Source organism: Dyella silvae (assembly GCF_026421305.1).
GTDB classification, from domain to species: domain Bacteria; phylum Pseudomonadota; class Gammaproteobacteria; order Xanthomonadales; family Rhodanobacteraceae; genus Dyella; species Dyella silvae.
Map to the genome: position 1 here is coordinate 777,268 of NZ_JAPJBQ010000001.1, position 16,479 is coordinate 793,746.

Annotated in this window: 18 protein-coding genes and 1 tRNA gene; 4 read left to right on the forward strand and 15 right to left on the reverse strand. The window is 60.7% G+C overall.

Annotated features, from left to right (window positions below; translation table 11 throughout):
* Positions 1–48 precede the first annotated feature (48 nt).
* From OQE56_RS03550 to OQE56_RS03565, 4 genes are all read left to right on the forward strand, one after another.
* On the forward strand, positions 49–909 hold the full coding sequence (locus OQE56_RS03550; RefSeq protein WP_267221594.1) for an SDR family NAD(P)-dependent oxidoreductase: 861 nt from the start codon (positions 49–51) through the stop codon (positions 907–909).
* Between the two features lie 205 nt (positions 910–1,114).
* Complete coding sequence (locus tag OQE56_RS03555; RefSeq protein WP_267221596.1) at positions 1,115–1,444, forward strand: hypothetical protein; 330 nt, start codon at positions 1,115–1,117, stop codon at positions 1,442–1,444.
* Between the two features lie 148 nt (positions 1,445–1,592).
* Positions 1,593–1,901 carry a HigA family addiction module antitoxin gene (locus OQE56_RS03560; protein WP_267221597.1) on the forward strand — a complete coding sequence of 103 codons (309 nt, stop codon included), beginning with the start codon at positions 1,593–1,595 and terminating at the stop codon, positions 1,899–1,901.
* A 182-nt stretch (positions 1,902–2,083) separates the two neighbouring features.
* Entirely contained in the window at positions 2,084–2,455 is a 372-nt protein-coding gene (locus tag OQE56_RS03565; RefSeq protein ID WP_267221599.1) for a VOC family protein, read from the forward strand.
* Between the two features lie 89 nt (positions 2,456–2,544).
* Here the strand turns inward: OQE56_RS03565 and OQE56_RS03570 are convergent, their stop codons facing one another.
* From OQE56_RS03570 to OQE56_RS03640, 15 genes are all read right to left on the reverse strand, one after another.
* Positions 2,545–2,757: a KTSC domain-containing protein gene (locus OQE56_RS03570; protein WP_267221601.1), complete on the reverse strand. Its 213-nt coding sequence runs from the start codon at positions 2,755–2,757 to the stop codon at positions 2,545–2,547.
* A 13-nt stretch (positions 2,758–2,770) separates the two neighbouring features.
* Positions 2,771–4,597, reverse strand: a complete 1,827-nt coding sequence (locus OQE56_RS03575; RefSeq protein ID WP_267221602.1) for an ATP-binding protein — start codon at positions 4,595–4,597, stop codon at positions 2,771–2,773.
* Positions 4,597–5,856 (reverse strand): SIR2 family NAD-dependent protein deacylase, encoded by a 1,260-nt coding sequence (locus OQE56_RS03580; protein WP_267221603.1) that lies wholly within the window; start codon positions 5,854–5,856, stop codon positions 4,597–4,599. Before OQE56_RS03580 ends, OQE56_RS03575 begins: the two co-directional genes overlap by 1 nt.
* Before the next feature lie 54 nt (positions 5,857–5,910).
* On the reverse strand, positions 5,911–6,144 hold the full coding sequence (locus tag OQE56_RS03585; RefSeq protein WP_267221605.1) for a hypothetical protein: 234 nt from the start codon (positions 6,142–6,144) through the stop codon (positions 5,911–5,913).
* A gap of 339 nt (positions 6,145–6,483) precedes the next feature.
* Positions 6,484–7,788: a hypothetical protein gene (locus OQE56_RS03590; protein ID WP_267221606.1), complete on the reverse strand. Its 1,305-nt coding sequence runs from the start codon at positions 7,786–7,788 to the stop codon at positions 6,484–6,486.
* A gap of 226 nt (positions 7,789–8,014) precedes the next feature.
* Entirely contained in the window at positions 8,015–8,800 is a 786-nt protein-coding gene (locus OQE56_RS03595; protein ID WP_267221608.1) for a hypothetical protein, read from the reverse strand.
* Positions 8,801–9,527: 727 nt separating this feature from the next.
* Positions 9,528–9,821 carry a hypothetical protein gene (locus OQE56_RS03600; RefSeq protein WP_267221610.1) on the reverse strand — a complete coding sequence of 98 codons (294 nt, stop codon included), beginning with the start codon at positions 9,819–9,821 and terminating at the stop codon, positions 9,528–9,530.
* Positions 9,822–10,364: a hypothetical protein gene (locus OQE56_RS03605; protein ID WP_267221612.1), complete on the reverse strand. Its 543-nt coding sequence runs from the start codon at positions 10,362–10,364 to the stop codon at positions 9,822–9,824.
* A 288-nt stretch (positions 10,365–10,652) separates the two neighbouring features.
* Positions 10,653–10,742: transfer RNA gene (locus OQE56_RS03610), tRNA-Ser, on the reverse strand.
* Positions 10,743–10,862: 120 nt separating this feature from the next.
* Positions 10,863–11,222 carry an LrgA gene (locus OQE56_RS03615; protein ID WP_267221614.1) on the reverse strand — a complete coding sequence of 120 codons (360 nt, stop codon included), beginning with the start codon at positions 11,220–11,222 and terminating at the stop codon, positions 10,863–10,865.
* Between the two features lie 10 nt (positions 11,223–11,232).
* On the reverse strand, positions 11,233–12,513 hold the full coding sequence (serS, locus tag OQE56_RS03620) for a serine--tRNA ligase (RefSeq protein ID WP_267221617.1): 1,281 nt from the start codon (positions 12,511–12,513) through the stop codon (positions 11,233–11,235).
* 286 nt (positions 12,514–12,799) lie between these two features.
* The gene (locus OQE56_RS03625; protein ID WP_267221619.1) at positions 12,800–13,372 is read right to left on the reverse strand and encodes a hypothetical protein; all 573 of its coding nucleotides are present in this window, start codon (positions 13,370–13,372) and stop codon (positions 12,800–12,802) included.
* Positions 13,373–13,441: 69 nt separating this feature from the next.
* Positions 13,442–14,791, reverse strand: a complete 1,350-nt coding sequence (locus tag OQE56_RS03630; protein ID WP_267221621.1) for a replication-associated recombination protein A — start codon at positions 14,789–14,791, stop codon at positions 13,442–13,444.
* Between the two features lie 79 nt (positions 14,792–14,870).
* Positions 14,871–16,166 (reverse strand): TolC family protein, encoded by a 1,296-nt coding sequence (locus OQE56_RS03635; protein WP_267221622.1) that lies wholly within the window; start codon positions 16,164–16,166, stop codon positions 14,871–14,873.
* Positions 16,163–16,474 (reverse strand): DUF3240 family protein, encoded by a 312-nt coding sequence (locus OQE56_RS03640; RefSeq protein ID WP_267221624.1) that lies wholly within the window; start codon positions 16,472–16,474, stop codon positions 16,163–16,165. Before OQE56_RS03640 ends, OQE56_RS03635 begins: the two co-directional genes overlap by 4 nt.
* Between the last annotated feature and the right edge of the window lie 5 nt (positions 16,475–16,479).

A 16,479-nucleotide genomic window follows, 5' to 3' on the forward strand; every position in this document is an offset into this window, starting at 1 on the left:
TTAAACATCATTAAATGACTGCCTAGTCAGTTGTTATAGGAGTATTTCATGTCGAAAGTTTGGTTAGTAACAGGAAGCGCAAGCGGCTTGGGTCGTGACATCGTCGAGGCAGCTTGCGCGGCCGGCCACAAGGTTCTCGCTACCGCGCGAAACACGGGCCCGCTCGGGGAGCTGTGCGCGCAATACGGCGACAACATCCTTACCACGCAGCTCGACGTTACGAATGAAGCCCAGGCGCAGGCGGCCGTCGCCTTGGCGGTTGAGCGTTTTGGACGTCTTGATGTGCTGGTGAACAACGCCGGCTACGGCGACGTTCGACCTTTTGAAGAAACCAGCTCGTCTGATTTCAAGACACTGGTCGATACCGTCTTTTATGGTGTCGTCAATCTGACTCGCGCCGCGCTGCCGATCATGCGCACGCAGCGCAGCGGAACCATCATGCAGATCTCCTCCGTGGGTGGGCGCCTTGCCACCGCCGGCTCGGCGTCGTATCACGCGGCGAAATGGGCGGTCAGTGGGTTCACGGAGAGTCTGGCGCAGGAGACTGCACCCTTCGGCGTCAAGGTGGTTGCACTGGAGCCCGCGGCCATTCGAACCAACTGGGGCACGCGTGCGACGCAGCAGCGGCCGGCGGTCATGCCGGACTATGAGCCGTCTGTCGGGGCTGCCATCAAGTCCATGGAAGGCCTGTGGGGTAACGAACCCATCGATCCCGCGCGCATCGCGCAAATCATGCTTCGCCTTGCTGACGCCGAGCAGGTGCCCGCGCATCTGCTCATCGGCACCAGCGCTCGTGACTACTACGCAATGGTTGAGGGTCATCGCTCCAGCGAGGCTGAGCGTTGGCGCGATATCAGTGAATCTGCCGACTTCAACGCAGGACCCATCCCGCTGCTGCCTGCCACCTGACGCTGATGGTGGCCGCCACAGGGGGGCGCGTCGGGGCAAATCCCTACAGCGGGCGGTAGCCGTCCTGAGTACTCTCGAGGGGTCGCTCGCGGTGTCTGTGAACCGGTTGCCGCGAGTGACCATGGCAGTGATGTCATGAAGCGCGGGCCGTGAGTGTAACGAGCACTCACGACCCGCTGACCAAAACCAACGTTAGGAGTTGATCTTGGCTACCCACGATCATACGGCACGCGCACGCCTGCCCGTTCCCGCCGGCAGCACCCACACTCCTCCACCCGACACCCTCACGGGGTCGGCGTCGGCACTCCCCTCCTCGCTCGTGTACACCCGCGAAGACCTCGCGCTGGCCGCGTATGCCCTGACGCGGCTACGCATCGATCACGAGCAGTGCCTGCACGCCCACGCCCAGGGGTTTCCCCACAAGTCGTTGGAATGGCCGCTTTCGGCCTCCGTGGCCATTGCAGTGGCCACCGCTATCCAGTGCCTTGAACGTCTGGTGGATGGGTACGGTGAGGCGTTGAGAGTGAACGCTTAGCCCCGTCCTGTGATCGTTCCCCGTGGCGCGTCGATCTCCATCGATGCGCCACACCTGGGCGATCACGCACACAGTCGCAGGACATTCCCCGACACGCATCGATGTCATCCCTGATGCGTCGCCTTGCCGTGCCTGACCGGAAAATCCGATGAACCTGATTCGCCCCGACCCGCATCTGCGGGTGGACCCTTCATGGCGCCCACGCACACCGGGCGAAGTGCTGCGGGACGACTACATGCTGCCCCGAGCCATGACCCTCTCCGCCCTCGCCCGCCGCACGGGGATCAGAGCGCCACGCCTGCGTCGGCTCGTGCTCGGCGAGGTACCCATGTGCGCCAATGTCGCCCTTCGCCTCGCCGTGGTACTCAACACCAGCGCGCTCTACTGGATGCTGCTGCAAGTGCAGTGCGACCTGGAACGGGAAAGACGCGGACGCGAATTCGGGACCGTGGGTTAAGGTGCCTCATGAAACCGCCCGTGACATCGGGGACTTCGGTGGACAAAGAGGTGATGCGTGCTTAATTAACGTGCTCGAAAAAGCCGGGCCATCGCAACCTGACCCCGTTCCCGGCTCTCCTTTGCGAACGGCCAGCGACCGGCACACAATGCTCCCCGGTGTTTGAACTGAGGGCATGCGACATGACCAAGTTTCAGCCAGACGGATGGCACACCGTTACACCCCGAATCGTCGCGCGAGATCCGGAACGCCTCATTGCCTTCATCAAGGCAGTCTTTCAGGCGCAGGGAGGACTCCATCCCGGGCGACCTGCCGAAATAAGAATCGGCGATTCCGTCGTGATGATCAGCGATGGTGGCGGCATGCGCGAAACCATGCCGGCGTTTCTGTATGTCTACGTTGAGGATGCAGACGCGACCTATCAACGCGCGATGGCCGCAAATGCAATTTCACTCGAAGTGCCGACGGACACGCCATACGGCGATAGGCGGGCCATGGTGAGAGATGCGTGGGGGAATACGTGGCAGATTGCAACGCACGGGCGCGATGCTTGATTGAGGCGGCCGTTCGATATTGACTGGAAATAGCGGGGTCAGGCTCACTTTCTAAAAGGCAGAAGTGAACCTGACCCCGTTCTTTGTCGTCAGCCGACCCTGGAATACGGGTAGGCGTTCTTAATGTAGACATTGAAGAACTGCCCTTTGGAAGACGCGGCGAGGAACTCGTCATAAGTTCCTTGGGAGATGTTGTAGAACTGATACACAGTGCCGTTTGAAAACTCGACTTCCAGAGTTTCGGAGGGCGCGTCATAGCCCACCGATGAAATATTTGACGAAGCCACCGGTTCTCGGATCATGCCGCTCCCCTTCCTATGCCTCTTCGTCCGCAACGGGCGAACGTTGAATGTTGACCTCGTTGACGACCGCCGTCGTACTCTGACTACGCCAGGACGCCACAACGCGGTCATAGCCCTCTGCCACTCGCCGGACGGCCCATGCCTCAGTCACTTGAGGGTCGGAGCTTCGGGGAAGATGTTCCGCACCCGGCAGTGTTATCCGACAACGAACGGGGAGTCTCGCCGCTTCGCCAGTGATGATGGCCTCTCCCGTGCGCAGTACTGGCAGGAGATCCATGAGCCCAGCCAAGTTATCTGGAAGCGTCCCTTTCACCCGGCTTCGGTCCACTGGATTGGAAAGCCGCAACGCAATGACCGTTCCACATTGTGAGAGCACGGTTTCGTCCACTTCGGCTGGGCGCTGGGATACGACCATGGCACCAACGCCGTATTTGCGACCCTCCTTGGCGATACGTTTAACCACCTCAACGGCATCGGTGCCCGCATCCGGGCCGAGATATCGGTGTGCTTCTTCCATGACGACCAGTAATGGCCGCTGCACGCCCCCCTCGGACTTTTCTCTGCTCCAGAAAAGAGCCTCATACACGACCCGGAGAATCGAACCGATCAGTTGAGTGAGCACCGAACTTGGTACGCCTGACAAATCCAGAATGGTGATTTGGCGGTCATGCCCGAGCCAACCCCGCAAGAGTTTGTCCAAATCGGAATGGACGCTTCCATCTAGCGCAGGCTCCCATTCACCCGGATGCAACGCAAAATCGTATCGGCGGTCCAATAGCCTCGAACGGAGCAAGTTCAATGGCCGCCGTATTCCCTTGGCAGCGCTATTCATGAATGGGCCAACGGCACCCATCGCATGAGGTGTATATCGAGGAGCAGCGAGCGTATCGGCGCTCCCAGAGTCTTCACGAGCAGGAACATCTCGCTGAGGCCCAGTAAACGTCATTGTTTCGAAATCAATTAGTTCGTACCAAAGTTGTTTCAGACTAAACGGGACTGGGCTGTCTACCGTCAATGACTTCGGGTCAAGGCCTGCCAGCGGCTGCGCCGCAAGGCTCTTTGCCTTCAACTCAAAAATCTTGTCCGTGAAGGCAATCTCGTGCGCGTCTGACAGTCCCCCTACTGTGAAATCCAGCAACTCCCTAGCCTCCAGGGCCCAGTAGGGCACAAATAGCGGCTCCTCCCCGGGGGCCGGCGTCGCGCTAAATACCCTTGCCAAATCGCCCAGAGCCTTGGTGTATTCGCCGTGGATATCCAGCATGAGGATTCGCGCTGCGGGTGAACCGTTGGACTCACCGTTTCGGACGATAGAGCGGAGGAGACTCGCTACCGTCGTTGACTTACCCGCTCCGGTTGAGCCAAGAATGGCTGAGTGCCGCGTGACCAAAGCGTCTAGCGATAGCCGAACGGTGACGTTCTCGGCGCTCGCCAGACTTCCTATTACCACCTGGTCATCGCCGCCGGCGCCATAAATGCGGCGCAAGTCCGATTCGGTCACCAAATGGACGGAGTCGTTGATGTTGGGGTGCTGGCTCAACCCACGCTCGAACATTCCCCCGATAGCCTCGCCCGCCAGTTGAACCTTCATCCAGCGGCCTGAATCAATGCCCTGTGCTGCAGATGTTTCCGGGGCTGCGGTCGCGCCAACCTCAGAAACAATGCCGAATAAATCCTGGTACCCCTGCGGTATACGAACGAAACTGCCGACTTGGCCAACCCGATAGGTATGTCCCTTGATGACGGCAAGGCCCGAATCCAAGGATTCGGCCAACTTGATAGTAAGCGTCGCGCCAGTGACTGCGCTCACCACACCGAGAAAAGTAGGGTCGCTCCCGGTCATTAGCCGGCGCCCGCTGTCGGTTCAAGAGCGACGGGATGTTGCCCGCCATCGCCCTCCGAACTGTCATTACCAACGCCATTGGTCGATGCCTTTGTGTTTGCTAAGTCAGTCGCCTGAGCTAGCGCGCAGAACCGCGCAAATTCCACAAAGTCTCCCAGCAGGAACACAGGAGGCAGGTCGTGCTTTCGTCGCCCCCAGAAACTGCGTCGGATGCTCTCCCAGTTCTTTGGTAGTTCACCCGGCACCCATTTCCCGTGAACACCACCAATGACCGCACCATCGGAAGCATAGACGCTCAGGTTAGGTCGGTCGCCTGCGAGTTTGACTGCTGGCGCCTCTTTCTCAAGACTTTGATACTGGAAAGCAAGCACCGCGCTATTGGCATTCATCGCCAGGCTTTCGTCTAGAACGGCACAAATGTGCGCATCCCGAAATGAAAATCCAACAGCCAACAAGAGCGAGTCTGGCGTCAGCAAAAAGTTCTTGAGCCTCTCAAACAGAGCCGAATAAGGCTGTTTTTGGGTCAGGTCGTACTTGAGATGGTCCGGGTACACAAGTTCGGCGGCGTCTTTCCCCTTACCGCGAACCACCATGCCATCTTCGACACCCCATCCCAATGAACCATGGAGTTTCCACAACCTTGTCCAACGTGGGGGTAAGTCATCACTTGCCACGGACACTGGGTCGAAGAAAGGCGTACTCCCGCCCGAGAATCCATCGAAATACGGAAGCCTCGCCCGCTCAAACGCCTCTTCGAACAGGAGGTCATAGTTGGTCGTAAACACCTCGACCGCGTGCGTTCGAACGGCGCCACCTATCCATGACACGAGTTCGGAGTACGCATTTCGCTGTTTTGGCAAGGCGACGCCGACTACTTTGCCGATACGACTACAGATTTCGTTAGCGAGCCCCTTAAATCCGTTGCTATCGAGACCGTGGACCTGCACTCCACCCAGTGCCTGATGGAGTAGACGCACACGAGACAATATTGACTCAACGTTTGCTCCAGCGCCGAGTTCCTGCTTGATGGCTTCAATTGCAGGTTTTAGATTCGCGGGCACGTCGGCAGTGGCCAGTTCCGTCAGGTCGTCTACGCCTGGCATCAATGATTTGCCGTTTTGGTCCAGTTCCCCCTTCTCGTTCACGCGGATTGCCATCGGCGCACCTGCGCCGACAAGCAAGCCTATGCGCTTCCGTCCCTGCGAAATCACCTGTCGAAGATCCGACATGAAGCGGTCAGGATTGTGGTACGTCTCCATATGCAACTGCTCCTTGCTTTTTCATCGAACTGACAAGCACTCAATCCAAGGCGACTATCGCTGTACTGGATATACCAAGAGCTGCCAGTTAATGGGGCCGTTCAACGGATTGTGTTGGCGATGGTTCTGCGGCGGAAGAATGTGTCCGCCCGCAATTGCAATCTCGTCGCCACAGTTGGTGCAGCGGTAGATGCCGGGATGCGGCGCAGCGGTGCCGGGAGTGTGATTCGCATCAAAGGCTGGATCATTGATTAATTCCAGCCGGGCTCCGTACTTGTAGAGTGCCATTGGTTGCTCTCCCCTGTATCGAGCAGCACTACGGTCTTTTTCACATCAAATGAAGATTGAACGATGATGCCTCGCCCAGAGGCAAGTCAGACGAATGGCCTAAAGGGTAGGCAACGTTTGATAGCCATCTACGGCCGAGAAACTAACGAACACTCATTCTCATAGAACTTGATGACCGAGGCTGATGAGATCAAAACCCGAGTCAGAGTGCACTTTCTACTCCACCCCGCCCCCTAAAACAAAACCGCGAAAAGGGGACGGAGGTAGTTAATTCCCGATTTTACTACCTCCGCCCCCTTTTTCCGCTCTAAGATGCCCCCCCTTTTATTGCGTCACGCACTACTCCGTCGACGTGAGCACGGGCGCAAAACCTCCGCCCGGCGTTCTGAAATTGGTGGTCTGCCCCTGATACAAGCGTGCTGCGTACAGCAAGGGCTGCCCTTGATAGGCGTAGACCCGGATATCGGATTTCAGAGGTCCGTTGTCACCGCGGGTATGCCGCTCGCTGGGTGGCACTAGCTCTTGGGCGATGTACGCACTTACGCCGATGTCTTCCCACACGCGCCGGGTCAGTTTGTCGCCGCGGTAGCTTGCCTTGCTACCGAAGCCTGCGGCGGGCTTGAAAAATAGTCTGCGGCGCTGACGCCAAAGTTCGTCGCGGTTCTCGATCGTCACCAGCGTGGTTGTGGGTACCGCGGAGGTCAGCGTATCGATGACGTCGAGGGTGGCCCCGGCACGGCTCAGAAATTCCCGATCACCCAGCAGAGCGAGATTTCGTTTGTCGGCATACAGCGCATGTGCTCGCGGGTGAGGCGTTACTACGACCTCGCCGGCCAGATAGCTCGCACGGATCGTTTCGTGCGTGGATGCGGCCAAGGGAAAATCGGTCAGACGGTTGTAGATCATGTCCACCGCCTTGCCGTGGACCCACAGGCGACCATGCCGACGCTCAAGCTCTGCGGGATCGCAGATCGTAGCGTCGATTCCGTGGCGCATGAAAAGCTCGCGGAACAGCAGGAATTCGGGATAGAGGTACTGGGTCGCAGGGGCCTCATCGACGATAGCGACCGAGACGAGCGGCCGGCTACCGGCCTGATGCATCCACTCCTGCCGCATTACCTGCAGAACGTGTTCCTCCGCCTCCTCCATATCAGTCGGGGAGGTAACGATATCGGGCATGCATGAGTGCAATGCCTGGCCGACAAGTGCGTTCAGCAGTGCGCCACCGGGATTGGTGTTGATCTCGATGAGCCGAGGACCGTCCGGCGTGATGTGAAAGTCCAGTCCAAGCATCCCACCGGGTGTTCCGGGGTCGAACTGCGCAATCTCCGGTGCCCAGGCCAACACCGCTGCCTGGTAGTCAGGCAACACCACCGTCGCGTGCACCGCAGCGACGACACGATCCAGCTCCGCCAAGTGCTCCCGGGACACATAGACGGGCAACGCAGCAAACAGATTCTGGTGCGAATCCGTAAACGTGCTTGGCAGTCCATGAGCGCCGACAGCCAACGCCAGCGCCTCATGCATCGCTTCGGGCGCTACGGCAACGCAGTGGCAGTCCCGATTAAGGGCCTCCATGGAGCGCACGTTCGCGCACATGGCGTCACAGGCAAGCGGTTGTGGAGATGACGGATCGACGATCATGGTGGCTAGAAGATACGGCTGGTCTCTCTTCAAGTTGCCGGTGCCACCTTAACGAAGGACCAGATGCGATGCGTCACGTCAGGTGAATGCTTCGGTCGAATGACGATGCTACACCAAGGTCATGGCGGGCATGGACGCGAATGACTTCTTTGCGGAAGGACCAAGCAAGACGCTCACCGAAACAGGGAGCGGAGATGGTTAATTCGCGACTTAACTACCTCCGCCCCTATTCCGGGACTGTTCCGCTTTTACGAGCAGCGAGCTCTTCGGCGACTAGCTTGCCAAGCCCTTCCAACAATCCATCGCTATTCATGCTGTGCGCTCGCCAGTCGAAGAACGGAGAGACCACAAGCGTTGTGATCTGGTCACGGTATATGGAACACGTCCTGCTTCTACTTCCGTCGACAATCGACTTCATCTCTTCGCGTGAGGTGTTGTAGCCAAAGGCTTCTGCAAACAAGCGGCGAAGTGTCCTGCCGGTTCCAATGATGACCGAAGGCTTATGGCGCTCCTTCAGTGATCGTAGTTCGGGAAAACGGACTTCCCTGCATAACTGAATATAGCTCTTACGCGTGGCAATCTCGGGGACGCCACCATAGGTTTGTGCCCAATCAGCTGCGCTGGTCGATCGCACAGAAAGTGGGAGAAGGTTCAATTTGAAGCTAGAGCCTTGAGGCTGATATAGGTGGTTCAGATGGTAGTTCCGCCAACCATCAACGCTCGCCGACCGCGTTGGGTCGTCTTGCACACTCTCAATGGCCGTCATGAGCTTGGCCACTTTTTGATGATACGGCCACGACTTCCATTCCTGTCCCGGCTTTTCGTGATCTTGTTTGAATTGAGGGGTCCAATAAGACATTACCGACTCAGGTTCGAGCTGAGAGACGTCGAACGCCTTGTCGCCATCATCCGGGCCGCCCCCATGTTCAATACCGCATACCCACACCTTTGCGTCGGGGTTGCCGCCATCATGCCCGGCATAGGATTTCAAGTAGGCCTGCAAATTGCTCATAGACCCCCTCACTTGCCAACACTCCAGACCTTGAAGTTCGGGCTTAACTGCATTTGGTGATCCTTGGCGTACCAGTCTCGAGCGGAAACGGGTTTGGCCACCCGGCCACTGCCAACACTTGCTCTAAGTCAAAGCCTTCGTGGTCGCGGCATTGCTTGTCATACACGCTAGCGCACCGCGCATTCTGCTCCTCGGTATCCAAGAACGGACGCGTCAGAGCGTCGAGCATATCCTCGAAATACTTCGAGACGGAAGCTTGCCCTTCAAATCGATAGGCTGGCCATTGGCTTTCGTCCGCTGGTACGCCGACGAGGTCGCACACCCTGTCCCAGCCAAGCTTCTTTGCAGTGCACACGCTTGAAGTGAGCAACACGGTGTTCTCCGCGCTGTAGCCCTCGAGGCGGTACAGCCGGCTCAATGCGTAGGCCGACCGCACGCTTAGGGGCGGCGTGTCTGTCGGAACCCCTGCAATCCACCTTCGCATTTCACCGGTGCCAATGGCAGGGTGCACGTGCCACCTTCGCAGGTTCGCCCACCTGAAGTGGTGAATCTGTTGCTGCACCCACGGCCGGCGATTTGGTTTCACCTTCTTCCCTTGGAAGTTGCACCACCATTTTTTACGTCTTGTGCGTCTCGTAGTCAGAGACGGTACTTGCTGTCCGGCGATAGCGCACCCCGCACGCGCGCGTCCTCTTTTGGTCGGAAGTGGACCTCCCGAAATGAAGCTCTACTGATCAAAAAATGTGACCGGAGCAACATCGTCTGGCGAACCAATGAGTGCTTTTACTTGAGCATCTGCAGTAGGGAAAATGGTCGAGTAGTCGGCGGCAAGAAAATCGATTACCGCCTCGGCTTCCCAGGGGCCAAGAGACGTCTTGTACCCTGGATATTCATTCTGGATTTCACGCCAAGATGAATACGCATCCTTCGACAGAAACATGCCTTCTTCCGTGTAGATGACGTACAACTGCATCGCAATTGCTCCGATGACCAAAGGTTTGCTCTGGGTCGCAAGCGTCATTCAGTGAACTACTGATGCCGAGCCCCTTGGCCTGCATGGATTCCCATTCGGCGCATCCGCCAATTCGGAGTCCAGCGGGACCATTCCGCCGAACTTCTTGCCGACGGGCGCTCCACTATTGCCAATCTGCTGATACACCCAGAAGACCACGAATCCGTGGAGATCCTTGATTCTGCCAAGACCGAGAAAGTAGCCATCGAGAGCAATTCTGCCGGCAACGTTCCCTCCGCCAGGAATTGTGTAGATCTGTTCCGGAAAGTCCTCGACCGGATAGACCTGTTCCAAGGTTTTGCCAGAGAAGGCGTGATAGATAACGAGTCCTCTGCCAAGTGATCCACCCCAAGGCAGATAGACGCCGTCCACGCTGATCTGCTTGTCCGAACAATTCCAGACCAGCATGTCCAAATTGAGGTGGCCTCCGATTCTCTCGACTCCCCTGGCCTCCACTGCAATTGGATAGCCCGAATCAGGCTCCTTCGCAGATGCCACACATATGGACGACGCCAGAAGCAGAGCCGCACACGCAAGTGTCCATAGTTTCATCGCCACTCCATAGCCAATGATCGAGCAAAACCCGGGTCAGAGTGCACTTTCTACCCCATCCCCTCTTCCAAAACAAAACGCCTTATCAAGAACCCACTTTGAACTCGACGGAGAGAGTGGGATTGTTGGGTGCATCCATGCACCCAACCCTTCCGCGCTTCGCGCTACAGGGCCAGCCTGCGGCTGTCCGAATTCGTTCCAGACGAATTCGTCGAACCAGTGGGTTCGTCCACACCACTCTCTCCGCCAGATACGCAAAACGCCCCACTAGGGGGCGTTTTGCGTATCTGGCGGAGAGAGTGGGATTCGAACCCACGGTAGGCTTACACCTACGGCAGTTTTCAAGACTGCTGCCTTAAACCGCTCGGCCATCTCTCCGGGTTTGGTTGTTCCAGCCATTGAAAGGCGCTGGATGACCAGCCTTGCGGCTGTTTTGAAGCTCTTCCCGCCTTCGCAGGAATGACGAGCAAGGAGCTCGCCATTGGGGTCGTCATCCTATCAGGAATGAGGGGCTATGCCCCGCCCTTTCTTCGACAAAGCGATCATGGCCCACAGCATGATGCCCACGGGAATCGCGGCACCAACCAGCGGCAGCAGCAACACCGGCTGGCGGATGACCATGGGCACCAGCTGCGTTGCGGCGGCGAAGCCGATGATGCTGAAGCGCAACGCGCGGCTTTGCCGGGCGAACCAGAAGGCGCCGATGACCAGCACGGTGGCGATGATGCTGAGCACCAGGTCCACCGTGGGTACGGGGAACATGGTGATCAGGCCGAGTCGCGTCAGCAGCTCCGTGGCGAGAATCGCCAGCAGCGTGTAGCTGGCGGTGAGCTCGACCTTGTCCCAGCGTGTGCTCATGCCGATGGCCTCAGGCGATCTGTTCCAGGCCACGCATGAACGGGCGCAGCGCTTCGGGCACGGTGATGGAGCCGTCGGCGTTCTGGTAGTTCTCCATCACGGCGACCAACGTGCGGCCGACGGCGAGACCGGAGCCGTTGAGCGTGTGCAGCAGCTCGGGCTTGCCGGTTTCCGGGTTGCGCACGCGGGCCTGCATGCGGCGGGCCTGGAAGTCTTCGCAGTTGGAGCAGCTGGAGATTTCGCGGTACGTGTTCTGGCTGGGCAGCCACACTTCCAGGTCGTAGGTCTTGGCGGCGGAGAAGCCCATGTCGCCGGTGCACAGCATCACTTTGCGGTACGGCAGGCCGAGCAGCTGCAGCACTTTTTCGGCGTGGCCCACCATTTCTTCGAGCTGCGCGTAGGAGTCGGCCGGGCGCGCGAGCTGCACCATTTCGACTTTTTCAAATTGGTGCTGGCGGATCATGCCGCGCACGTCGCGGCCGTAGCTGCCGGCTTCGGCGCGGAAGCACATGGAGTGCGCGGTGAGGCGCATCGGCAGTGCATCCGCTTCTTGAATGGTGTCGCGCACCAGGTTGGTCAGCGACACCTCGGCGGTGGGAATGAGGTAGCGCTTGGTGTCGCCCACCTGGGTGGAGAACAGGTCTTCTTCGAACTTGGGCAGCTGGCCGGTGCCCTGCATGCTGTCGGCATTGACCAGCAGCGGCACGTTGCATTCCAGATAGCCGTGCTGGCTGGTGTGCAGGTCGATCATGAACTGCGACAGCGCACGATGCAGCTGCGCAAGCTGACCGCGCATGACGGTGAAGCGCGAACCGGAGAGCTTGGCGCCCGCCTCGCCATCCAGCCAGCCGTGACGCTCGCCCAGGTCGACATGGTCTTTGACCGGGAAGTCGAACGTGCGCGGCGTGCCCCAGCGCAGGATTTCCAGGTTGTCGTTTTCGTCCTGGCCGACCGGCACGGACTCATTGGGGATGTTGGGCAGACCCAGCGCGATGTCGGCAAGCCTGGCCTGTACGTCGGCAAGTGCGTGCTCGTTGGCCTTGAGCTTGTCGCCGATGCCGGCGACTTCGGCCATCAGCGGCGCGACGTCCTCGCCCTTGGCCTTGGCCTGACCGATGGCCTTGGACCGCGTATTACGCAGGTTCTGCAGCTCCTGCGTTTCCGTGGACAGCTGCTTGCGCTGGTTTTCGAGCGCCTCGATGGCAGCCACGTCGAGCACGTAGCCACGGGTCTCCTTGAGTCGCCCGGCGGTTTCGGCCAGGCGCGAACGCAGCAATACGGGGTCCAGCATGATGGGTCCAGGTGATGACTCAGAACGCCGGATTATCGCTGCCGGGGTGGTTGGGGGGCAATGCGGTGGGCTCCCCGCATGGGGTCGCCTCGGTTTCCACTGCCGTCATCCCGGCGCAGGCCGGGATCCAGAGCCTTAGTTATCAGTTGTCGCCGGGCGCCACAGGGTCTCTTCGCAAGAACGGCGGGCACTCAGACGCCTCAGGCCCCGGCGTGCCGGGGCGACAGACTGAGGCGCTGGATCCCGGCCTGCGCCGGGATGACGAGCAAAAACGGGGGCGCTCCCGTCATGCTCTCCGCCCATCCCGCCCCAGCCACCAGGCCATCACCGCGCCGGCCAGCAGCCAGCCGACCAGTTGCTCGATGAGTGCGGCCACGGTGAAGTCGGTGGGGAACCGGTACCAGTTCCAGTACGGCACAACGCTGGTGAGCCACGCGAACACCGCGCCGGCCAGGGCAATGCTCAGTCGCGTGATGAAGCTGAACGAGGCGAGCCCCATCACGAACGCCAGTGCGAGCGCGGCGAGCGTGTCCGAGGCCCATTGGCGCGGTAGCTGCCCGCTCATGTCGGAGAGGTCGTCGCCTTGCGGCAGGTAGACCACCCAGGCGTAGGGCGATGCCTTGGCCTTCGCCCCATAGGCTTCCATCACGGCCTTGTCGTGCATCTTCGCGGGTTCGACGGAAGGGAGGATGTAAACGCCGGGGCGGTCACCCAGCCCCTGATGCAATGTGCTGAGCACGGTGTCTTCATTGGCGGGCTGGCGGATACCCACGTTCCCCAGGCTCAGCGCGACATGGGCGATGGCGCCCCAGAGAAACATCACGATACCGCCCATCAATGCTGCAACGAGTACCCGCATGACTGCACTCCCCGCTTAGCTGTCGGTGGAGCGAATCTATGCCTGTGACAGTGGAGCCAGCAAGGGCCGCTACTTGCGCCCTGCCCGCTCGCGCGCTTCGCGGCGCATCTCGCGCAGGCTCAGCAGCTTCTCGCGCAGCTTCAGCTCCAGACCACGCTCGACGGGCTCGTAGAACACGGTGCCCTCGATCGCCTCGGGCAGGCATTGTTGATCGAGCGCGACACCGCCTTCGGCATCGTGGTCGTACTGATAGCCCTGGCCGTAGCCCAGGCCTTTCATGAGTTTGGTGGGCGCATTGCGCAGGTGCATGGGTACGTCGAGCGTACCGGTGCTGCGCACGAGATCGCGGGCCTGGTTGTAGGCCTTGTAGGCCGCATTGCTCTTGGGGGCGATAGCCAGCCATATCGCGAGCTGGGCCAGGCCAAGCTCGCCTTCGGGGCTGCCCAGGCGCTCGTAGGTATCCCATGCGTCCAACGCCATGCGCCACGCGCGCGGCTCGGCCAGCCCGACGTCTTCCACTGCCATGCGGGTCATGCGCCGCGCGAGATAGAGCGGGTCCACGCCGCCATCGAGCATGCGGCACAGCCAGTACACGGCGGCGTCGGGGTCGGACGAGCGCACCGATTTGTGCAGTGCCGAGATCTGGTCGTAGAACTGCTCGCCGCCCTTGTCGAAACGGCGCGTGCGGTCGGCCAGTACCTGGGTCAGCGTGGTTTCGTCGATGCGGCCGTCTTCGGCGAGTTCGGCAGCGATTTCCAGCAGGGTCAGGCCGCGGCGCACGTCGCCGTCGGCAGCCTGTGCGATGAGGCGCAGCGATTCATCGGCGATGTCCAGCTGCATGCCGCCGAGCCCGCGCTCGCCGTCTTCCAGTGCGCGCCGCAGCGCCACGGTGATGTCGTCTACCGTCACCGCCTCCAGCACGTGCACGCGGCAGCGCGAGAGCAACGCGGAATTGAGCTCGAAGGACGGGTTTTCCGTGGTGGCGCCCACGAAGATGATGACGCCGCGCTCGATATGCGGCAGGAACGCATCCTGCTGCGCTTTGTTGAAGCGATGCACTTCGTCGACAAACAACACGGTACGACGGCCTTGCGCAAAGTTCGCTTCGGCCTCGGCCAGTGCCTTGCGTACTTCGGGCAGGCCCGACAGCACGGCGGAGATCGCCCGGAAGTCGGCATCGGCGTAGCGCGCTACCAGCAGGGCCAGCGTGGTCTTGCCGCAACCGGGCGGCCCCCACAGCACCATGGAATGAACGCGCCCGGCCTCCAGCGCCCGCCGCAACGCCTTGCCGGGCGCGAGTACGCGCTGCTGACCGACAATTTCATCGAGGGTGCGCGGCCGCATGCGTTCGGCCAGGGGTTTCAACTCGTCGGACTCGGCAAAAAGGCCCGGAGCGTCGTACATATCGCGGCGTGACATGGGGCGAATGATAGGACATCAGGGCCTGGCGGGCCTGAGGGCGCGTTCACGTGCGCCAAAAACCCCGTGTCGGCCGCGATCAGCCGCCCATGTCGGGCAGCCGCGGCAAGTCCGTGCGGGTGGCCGGTGGTTCGTCGTCATCATGGCGATGCCAGAGCTCATGGGCATCGACCTGGACTCGCGTCACCGCATTCAGCGCATCGATGGCCGTCTGTCGCTCAGCCAGCGATGCCTCCTGTTCCACGCGCCGCGCTGCCAGCAGTTCGGCCATGCCGCTTTCGCCCAGTGCGTAGGCTCGCGCGGCTTTCGCTGCGTTGTCGCGGGCGGCGCTCAAGGCCTGCCGCTGACTGATCCAGATCTGGCGGTGGGCACGGGCCGCGGCCACTTCCGCTCGCGCTTCGCGCTGGATATCACGCTGCACCACGGCGAGATCAGCCTCCGCTGCCATGGCGTCCGCACTCGCCGAGGCGGCCTCCGCGCGCCGGTACGACCCACCGAGCGGCACGCCAAGCACCACACCATAAGCGCGCTCGCGTCCACCAAGGTCGTTGAGCACGCGTATGCCGACACTGGGATCCGGTACGCGATCAGCCCGTGCGCGACGTGCTTCCGCATCCTTCTGACGCGCCAGTGCGGCGCTGACGCCGATCTCATGACTGCGCGCCACGATCTGATCGACCCACATGGCGTCCCCGCCTTCGAGCGCCGGCGGCGAGTAATCGTCGACGGGGTCGCGCTGTGGCAGGGGCAGCGTTGGAAACAGGCTGGTCCAGGTGAGTTCGGCCTGCGTCTGCGCGGATTGCGCACTCACTAGTAACGCCTGTACTTGTGCCAGTGCGGCATCGGCGGCCACGCGCTCGCGCTCGGCGGCGTCACCCAGGGTGACCCGCCGCGCCACCGCGTCGCGGTCGCGACGGGCGATGTCGGTCAGTTGCTCAAGACGCCAGCGTTGCGCCCGTGCGCGTTGCCAATCCGTCCATGCCCCAAGCAGTCGTCGCGCGGCGGCGTGATGGGCATCTTCCAGCCCGAGCTGCGCGGCTTCTTGCCCTCGTGCGCCAATCTCCCGATCAAGCCGCGCCTTGTTGGGCAGGCGAATGGAGCGCGTGAGATCGAGCTCCCATTCGTTATAAGTGCGGTCGCCTTCCACCTTCCTCCGCTGCGGAATGACGGTGGCCTGCGCCTCATAGCTGCCTGTGGTCCGCATGCGCGCCTGCGCATCGGCACGGCCGAGATTGGCCTCGGCAAGGCGCACTTCGGGCGTCTGGCTGATGGTACGCAACACCAGCTCCTGCGGAGGCAGCATGGCGTCGTTCGCCTCGTCCGCCCAGGAGGGCATGCACGCAAGTGCCAGCCAGAGAGCAAGCTGACGCTTCATGCGAGCCTCCCCATGGTTTCGACTGGCTCGATCCACCACACCACGTCGCTGTTCGGCAGCGTGCCGGTAAGCGTGGTCACCACGCGCATCACCGCATCGGCGGGCAGCACCAGCCAAAGCAACACGCGATCGATGCGGCCACGCACGCGCTCGTGCACGCTGGCGCCATCGAAGTTTTCGCCATGACCCGCCACCGGTGTGGTGGTGAATCCGGGCAACGCCGGCTGCATGCCGAGCAAGATCGTCACCAGTTCTTCTTCCAGATTGCGCGGAGCCACCAGGGTCAGGCGCTTGAGTTCAGTGGGCATGGCTC

What these genes read in the sequence shown, in the direction of transcription:
- OQE56_RS03550 (WP_267221594.1), top strand. Translation starts at nt 49, where the DNA reads ATGTCGAAAGTTTGGTTAGTAACAGGAAGCGCAAGCGGCTTGGGTCGT.
- OQE56_RS03560 (WP_267221597.1), top strand. Translation starts at nt 1,593, where the DNA reads ATGAACCTGATTCGCCCCGACCCGCATCTGCGGGTGGACCCTTCATGG.
- OQE56_RS03565 (WP_267221599.1), top strand. Translation starts at nt 2,084, where the DNA reads ATGACCAAGTTTCAGCCAGACGGATGGCACACCGTTACACCCCGAATC.
- OQE56_RS03570 (WP_267221601.1), bottom strand. Translation starts at nt 2,757, where the DNA reads ATGATCCGAGAACCGGTGGCTTCGTCAAATATTTCATCGGTGGGCTAT.
- OQE56_RS03575 (WP_267221602.1), bottom strand. Translation starts at nt 4,597, where the DNA reads ATGACCGGGAGCGACCCTACTTTTCTCGGTGTGGTGAGCGCAGTCACT.
- OQE56_RS03580 (WP_267221603.1), bottom strand. Translation starts at nt 5,856, where the DNA reads ATGGAGACGTACCACAATCCTGACCGCTTCATGTCGGATCTTCGACAG.
- OQE56_RS03585 (WP_267221605.1), bottom strand. Translation starts at nt 6,144, where the DNA reads ATGGCACTCTACAAGTACGGAGCCCGGCTGGAATTAATCAATGATCCA.
- OQE56_RS03590 (WP_267221606.1), bottom strand. Translation starts at nt 7,788, where the DNA reads ATGATCGTCGATCCGTCATCTCCACAACCGCTTGCCTGTGACGCCATG.
- OQE56_RS03595 (WP_267221608.1), bottom strand. Translation starts at nt 8,800, where the DNA reads ATGAGCAATTTGCAGGCCTACTTGAAATCCTATGCCGGGCATGATGGC.
- OQE56_RS03600 (WP_267221610.1), bottom strand. Translation starts at nt 9,821, where the DNA reads ATGACGCTTGCGACCCAGAGCAAACCTTTGGTCATCGGAGCAATTGCG.
- OQE56_RS03605 (WP_267221612.1), bottom strand. Translation starts at nt 10,364, where the DNA reads ATGAAACTATGGACACTTGCGTGTGCGGCTCTGCTTCTGGCGTCGTCC.
- OQE56_RS03615 (WP_267221614.1), bottom strand. Translation starts at nt 11,222, where the DNA reads ATGAGCACACGCTGGGACAAGGTCGAGCTCACCGCCAGCTACACGCTG.
- serS (WP_267221617.1), bottom strand. Translation starts at nt 12,513, where the DNA reads ATGCTGGACCCCGTATTGCTGCGTTCGCGCCTGGCCGAAACCGCCGGG.
- OQE56_RS03625 (WP_267221619.1), bottom strand. Translation starts at nt 13,372, where the DNA reads ATGCGGGTACTCGTTGCAGCATTGATGGGCGGTATCGTGATGTTTCTC.
- OQE56_RS03630 (WP_267221621.1), bottom strand. Translation starts at nt 14,791, where the DNA reads ATGTCACGCCGCGATATGTACGACGCTCCGGGCCTTTTTGCCGAGTCC.
- OQE56_RS03635 (WP_267221622.1), bottom strand. Translation starts at nt 16,166, where the DNA reads ATGAAGCGTCAGCTTGCTCTCTGGCTGGCACTTGCGTGCATGCCCTCC.
- OQE56_RS03640 (WP_267221624.1), bottom strand. Translation starts at nt 16,474, where the DNA reads ATGCCCACTGAACTCAAGCGCCTGACCCTGGTGGCTCCGCGCAATCTG.